Annotated in this window: 6 protein-coding genes; all 6 read left to right on the top strand. The window is 33.4% G+C overall.

Annotated elements, in window-relative coordinates:
- The first annotated feature begins 265 nt into the window (after nt 1-265).
- The 6 genes from CS063_RS15650 to CS063_RS15625 all read left to right on the top strand — a co-directional run bounded on the left by CS063_RS15650 (nt 266) and on the right by CS063_RS15625 (nt 6,174).
- Nucleotides 266-2,146: a glycoside hydrolase family 113 gene (locus CS063_RS15650; protein ID WP_180270833.1), complete on the top strand. Its 1,881-nt coding sequence runs from the start codon at nt 266-268 to the stop codon at nt 2,144-2,146.
- Nucleotides 2,147-2,384: 238 nt separating this feature from the next.
- Nucleotides 2,385-2,831, top strand: coding sequence for a LytTR family DNA-binding domain-containing protein (locus CS063_RS15645; RefSeq protein WP_099450632.1), 447 nt, complete (start codon nt 2,385-2,387; stop codon nt 2,829-2,831).
- Between the two features lie 2 nt (nt 2,832-2,833).
- Complete coding sequence (locus CS063_RS15640) at nt 2,834-3,244, top strand: hypothetical protein (protein ID WP_099450631.1); 411 nt, start codon at nt 2,834-2,836, stop codon at nt 3,242-3,244.
- A gap of 106 nt (nt 3,245-3,350) precedes the next feature.
- Nucleotides 3,351-4,691 carry an alpha/beta hydrolase family protein gene (locus CS063_RS15635; protein WP_180270832.1) on the top strand — a complete coding sequence of 447 codons (1,341 nt, stop codon included), beginning with the start codon at nt 3,351-3,353 and terminating at the stop codon, nt 4,689-4,691.
- A 202-nt stretch (nt 4,692-4,893) separates the two neighbouring features.
- Nucleotides 4,894-5,646 carry a signal peptidase I gene (gene lepB, locus CS063_RS15630; protein WP_099450629.1) on the top strand — a complete coding sequence of 251 codons (753 nt, stop codon included), beginning with the start codon at nt 4,894-4,896 and terminating at the stop codon, nt 5,644-5,646.
- A gap of 24 nt (nt 5,647-5,670) precedes the next feature.
- The gene (locus tag CS063_RS15625) at nt 5,671-6,174 is read left to right on the top strand and encodes an RNA polymerase sigma factor (protein ID WP_099450628.1); all 504 of its coding nucleotides are present in this window, start codon (nt 5,671-5,673) and stop codon (nt 6,172-6,174) included.
- The last annotated feature ends 116 nt before the right edge of the window (nt 6,175-6,290 follow it).

Here is a 6,290-nt window from a genome sequence, read left to right as displayed (position 1 = left end):
GTTAAAAATAATTCTTTTTCTGAAAGAGTTTCAATCATTTCAGGTAAAGCTAAAGTGTCATGGGTTACCCCTGAAGTAATATCAAAATGGGTGATAGAGGTTTCACATTTTTATTGTTTTTGTTACTGGAAAAATTTAGTTTAAAGTTTACGATTATGAAAATAAAAAGCTAAAATAACAATTGAAAAAATATTATAAAAAAATATACTAAATTCATGGAGTGCAAAATAGAGAGTGCATATAAATAGAAAGGGGAATGGACGTAATGAGTAAAATAGCAAAGAGTTCGTTAGTATTTTTATTAGCATTCATAATGACAATTTCTACTGCAGCTAGTGAGTATCAGGTCAATTCTATTCCAGAAAGATTCGTCGTTCGCATGCAAGAAGGTAAAATGGTAATGGATGAAAAGGAAAAAGCTTGGGTAGGGATTGATAAGAAAGGGAAAAACTACGAGGGATGGTTGAAAATAGGGGAAGGTGATATCAGACTATTTTGGAATTGGCGAGAAGGAGAAGGCACTCCTGTACTTATTTGCAATAAGGCCATATTAAGTGATGGAAAAATTTATTTTGTAGAAGATAAGTTAGTTTATTCCAAAGTTATTCAAGGGAAAACCATATCTTTAGAAGAAGATGGTGGTATTACCCTAAGGGAATTAGAGAAGGTATTGGGAAAGGGTTATAAGGAATTTATATCTAAAGAGGTACTGCATATTGAAGGAATTGGGTATCCAGCCCCTAGAAAGCTTACCGATAAAACAATTTATTCTCTTAAAACAGCCCAAAGTAAAATTGATTTGATACAGGATGAAAACTATCAGCTTCAAGCTACTTTAACACCTAAGACGAGTCAAGGAAATGTACTTATATATAGTAGTGATCATCCAGAGATTGCTTTTGTAGATGAAGATGGGATTGTCTATGGTATTGCACCAGGGACGGCGGCTATTACTATTTCGATGAAAAATAAAAAATCTGTAGCTTGTAAAGTCATTATAAATGTAAAAGGGAGTATACCTAAAAAAACACAAGATTTAGGGTGTGTATTTTTTGATTATTATGATAATGAAGTAGCTACTAAATATCAAGATAGTGCGATAGATGCAATGAGAAAAGATGGTGCTAAGTGGGCTAGTTATATAAATACCTATAGTTATTATGATGATGAGCCTATTAAGATGGGTGGTGTTAGAGATAAGAGCACTCCTTTGATGCGGGAAATAAGAGAAGAAGAATTTAAAAGAATGGTTGAGAAGGTTCATAGTCAAGGAATGAAATTCTCAGCACAAAGTCAATTCATGTATGATGAAATGCTACAAGACTTTCTTTCTCCAGAAGGTAAAAGCTCACCTGATGTTTACTGGAAGGAGTGTCAGGCATTTTGGCAAAAATTCGGTGGCTTTCTTTCAGTAAAAGCAGATGAATGGAACCGTAATCCATCAGGAAGTCTAATCAATACCTATTGGGACCAATGGTTTGCAGAATATGAAAGAATTTTATTAGAATATGCAAGCTGGTGTGAGAAGTATAATGTTGATTTATTAGTTTTGGGAGAGTATCAGGGGAATCCATCTTATAAGATAGGCGGTCAGCGTTGGGAAAAACTTATAGCGAATATTCGCAAAGTGTATTCAGGAAAACTTGTGGCTGTAGTTAATGTATATGGTGATACCCCAGAGGTTAAAGAATTGAGTTTTGCAAACCAACTGGACTATATTAATATTAACTTTCAAGAGAATTATAGTAAAAAGAGTAATCCTACTGTGAGTGAGTTTAAACAAGAGCAGGAAACAAAATTTGACCAGATTATAGAGCCACTTTATAGGCAATATACCAAGAAAATCATTATTACTGTATCTTATAAAAGTGCAGCAAATTGGGCAAATCAACCATGGTTTGAAGTTACTACTGCGCAGTTAGATATACAAAGAGACTTTGGACTACAAGCAAGAATGTATGAGGGATTATTTCAAGCTTTAGAGGACGAACCTTGGATAGAGGCAGTTTGGTCAAATGGCTATTATTGGATGCAGTCATATGACTATATTAATGGTAGATTAAATGCTATAGATAAGGGGCAATCAATTCGTAGTAAGCCAGCAGCACAGGTATGTTATAAATGGGCTAATAAATTGTCCAAATAGAATTTAGCTCTATTGGCATTTCTGCTTTCTGCAATCTTTAGTAGGGTTATCCCCATATATATAGTGGGCAAAAAATATGAATAAACATTCTTTAAAGCAACTTAAGCTCTTGAGATAGACATGAGAAATGTGTATATCAAGAGCTTTTTTGAACATGTAGGACCCTATGTATTTACTATCGAGAAATTGAATGAAAATTTAAGATATGATATATTAAGTAAAACGAGGGGGGAGTGCAGTGAAATTCATTTTGGAACAATCAGATGAATGGTCAGAAGTTGAAATAAGAGTGAGATGTGGTCAAATTGATAAAGCATTAGAGAAACTCATTGAGCAGATTAGGTTCTATGGTTTTTCGGTGATAGGAGAAAAAGATGGGGAAACCTTTTCAATCAATTTAGAACAGATTTTTTACTTTGAAGCTGTAGATAATCGTACTTATGTATATTGCCAAAATAATGTATATGCGTGTAAGCAAAAGCTGTATGAGTTAGAGGATAAATTAGAGGCTATGAATTTTCAACGTATTAGTCGTTCTTGCATCCTTAATATATATAAGCTAATCAGTGTAAAAACATTATTATATGGCCGAATGGAAGTGACTTTGGAAAATGGTGAAAAGCTCATTGTGAGTCGCCACTATGCAGAACTATTAAAACAAAAAATTGAGGAGCAAGGGGTGTAACTATGCAAAAGATAAAACAATATATAGTGATTGATTGTTATGCTTTTACAGTCATTGTACTAGTAAATGCGTTACTACAAAAATGTGGCATAGCAAAAGAGCAATCCCTAGTGTCTAGCCTATACATCTTTTTAACGAGTACGCTCGTCGCAGTATTCATGTGTATAACCGATCAGCTCATGGGTAAGCAGAAGCATTTAAAAAGGATTTTTCGTATAGTAGATGTCTTAGTACCCACCTTTTTTATGAGCATGCTCCAAAGTAAGTTTCACTTAAGTCTTAAAGATTTGGTGATGACAGTGATTTTTAGTTTGATAGCCTATGGCATTGTTTCTTTAATGATGTATTTAAGCTGGAGAGAAAGAGATATCAAACTTAATGAAAACATACAAAGGATGCGACGAAAAAAGTAAAAGTGCATCTGAGTCATCGTTTTGTGCATCTGACTTGTTGGTATCACATAAAGACTATAAAATCCCTTATACTAGAATTAAATAAGGAATGTTAGGGGAGATTAAAATGTTAGTGACGATAGTATTATTAATAGCAATAGGGATAGAGATATTTTTAGGAATTTTAAGTTTAAAGAAAGACAAGGCTTTTGAAGTTTTAGAAGCACGGGTGAGACTGGGGGAGTTACTGGTTTTTGTTTTACTGATATTAAGCCCTATAATAACTTGGAACTTTAGGTGGTATGGATTAGGTATAGTACTTGCTTTTCAAGGGGTAATAGCAATTTTTAAGGCAATTAAAAATAAAAAGTCAGTACATAGGACACGTATTAGAGTGATAGTAAAATTGTTTTTTAAGGGTGGTTTATTACTCTTTATTTTAATGCCAGCGTGGTTATTTCCTGAGAATAGTGAGCTAAGGCCTACAGGTAATTATGGGACTAAAACTGTCACCTATACATGGACGGATAAGATAAGAGATGAGACTTTTACACCAGAGAAGGATAATAGAAAGATTACCGTACAATTTTGGTATCCTACAAAAGATAAACAGAGTAACCAAAAAGCTGAGGGTAAATTCCCTTTAATTATTTTTTCCCATGGGGCTTTTGGTATAAGAGCAAGTAATACGTCTACGTATCAAGAATTAGCAAGTCATGGTTATGTAGTATGTAGTATTGACCATACTTATCATGCTTTATTTACCAAACAAACCGATGGGAAGGTCATTCCTTGTGATCAAGGTTTTATGAAGGAAGTCAATGACCTTATGGTAGTCAAACAGGGTGAAATGGATCAAGCAAAGTATAATATTACTCAAGACTGGCTTAACCTTCGAACAGCAGATATGACTTTTTGTTTGAACGAAATTAAAACATTTGTCCGAGATTCAAATAATGAAGAAGTTTTTAGTATGATAGCTATAGATAAAATTGGGCTTATGGGACATTCTTTAGGTGGAGCAACGGCTGCCGCTGTAGCGCGTCAAGTAGAGGGGATTAAAGCTGTAGCTGTAATAGATGGTACGATGCTAGGTGAGGAGATAGGTATCAAAAATGGGGTAGAGCAAGTGACAAACGCCCCTTATCCAGTTCCTATACTTAATTTTTATAATGGGGCATCTTATGAGAAAATTAAAGAGATTAAAGCCATTTATCCCAACACAGTAGCTGCTGTTAGCCAAAAAGAATCTTATCAAATAGTTATTCCCAATGCTGGTCATATGAACTTTACAGATTTGGCTTTGATTTCCCCAGTATTAGCAAAAATGCTAGGAACAGGCACAGTTTCTGCTAGTGCGTGTATGAAAGAAGTTAATGATGAAATTTTATTGTTTTTTGATGCCTATCTCAAGGATCAACCTATTCATTTACCTAAACAGGATATTATCGTCATAGGCAAAGAATAAAATAAAAGTATAAGATATGTGAAAAGGTTATGCCTCAAAAAGATACTATCTAATTTTATTACGATAGTGTCTTTTTTAATATACGTCATCTTTTGAAGTAGTTACAAAAAAATAATATAATGAAAATTGTAACTTTATTCCTTGTTTAGGTACTAATACCTATCAAAGCACATTGAGAAAGAATAAGTAGGAGGGTCAAGAGATGAAACAACAAAAAATATGTTCTATTATTCAGGATATACTATTTATACAGCAAGAACATAAAATCAGTGAGGAAAGTAAAGCAATAATAGAAGAGCACTTAAAAGCGTGTCAGGCATGTAAAAAAATAAGAGATAGCATAAATAATAAAATAGAGGATGAAATACATATTAAGGAAACAAATGAAGTAGAAGATGAAGATTGTGGGCAGGAGATACAAGCTAAGGAACAATGCAACAATGACAAATTTAAAGAGATTGCCTATAAACTGAGAAAACGAAGAAGAAAAAATAGGATACTCGTCACATTAGTTTGTGCAGTATTAATAGTGACGACTAATCTGGCATTTGAAAATTATAAATTGCCATTTGAAAGTATGGAGCCAACTATTAAAGTAGGTGAATATTGTTTTATAAATAAATTAGCATACAGTTGGAGCAGCCCTATGAATAATGATATTGTATATCTATCAATGAGGCAAAATGGGGAAACTTGGAATGATATATATAGGGTGATAGGCGTGCCAGGAGATACCATACAGATTAAAGAGGGGAAGGTGTATGTAAATGGTAGTGCATTGGAGGCGGACTATTTAACGGGGATAAAAGAAGGTGGGATAGCGACACAGGAAATTAAAGTACCAGAAGGCAAGTATTTTATTATGGGAGACCAAGTAAATAACGCTTATGACAGCCGCTATTTTGGATGCATAGATGAAACGAGTATACAGGGGAAGCTGTGGTTTACATGGTAAAGCACAAGAGAAAGGAGTAAGTATGTGGATGATTTTGAAGAGATTTATGCAACCTATCGGCAAGATATTTTCTTATTTATATTGAAAATCCTTAACAATCAAATAGAAGTAGCCGAAGAACTTACTCAAGAGACATTTTATCAAGTATTTATCTCTCTTCATAGATTTAAAGGGAATTGTAAACTCAAAATATGGATTTGTCAGATTGCAAAAAATGTATGCTTTAAATACTTTAAAAAAAATCCTATACATATAAGTATTGATGATGAAATCAAGAAAATAGAACAGAGTGATGTGTTTGTAAACACATTAGACCAAATAATGCTAGATAAAGAAATGAGACAGTATGTGATAGAGTGTATACGGAAATTAAGCAAAAAATATAGAGATGTCTTAATGTACCGCATTTATTTTGAAATGACGTTTACTGAAATAGGGCAATGCTTAAGTATAAGTGAGGATTCTGCAAAAGTTATCTTTCACAGAGGAAAGGATAAGTTAAAAAGTCAGCTTGAGAAATATGTATAATACAGACTAAGATATAGGATAAATTTCAGTTATTCTAAAAACAACAGATATGGCGGGAGGTATATTGAAAGTTAAGTCCAGTATAAGAGCTGATAAGATTTATACGATATCAAAAG

Source organism: Sporanaerobium hydrogeniformans, assembly GCF_002735925.1.
In the GTDB taxonomy this organism is placed as follows: domain Bacteria; phylum Bacillota; class Clostridia; order Lachnospirales; family Cellulosilyticaceae; genus Sporanaerobium; species Sporanaerobium hydrogeniformans.
Note: the sequence above shows the minus strand (reverse complement) of the source record. Positions and strands in the feature narration are given on the sequence as shown.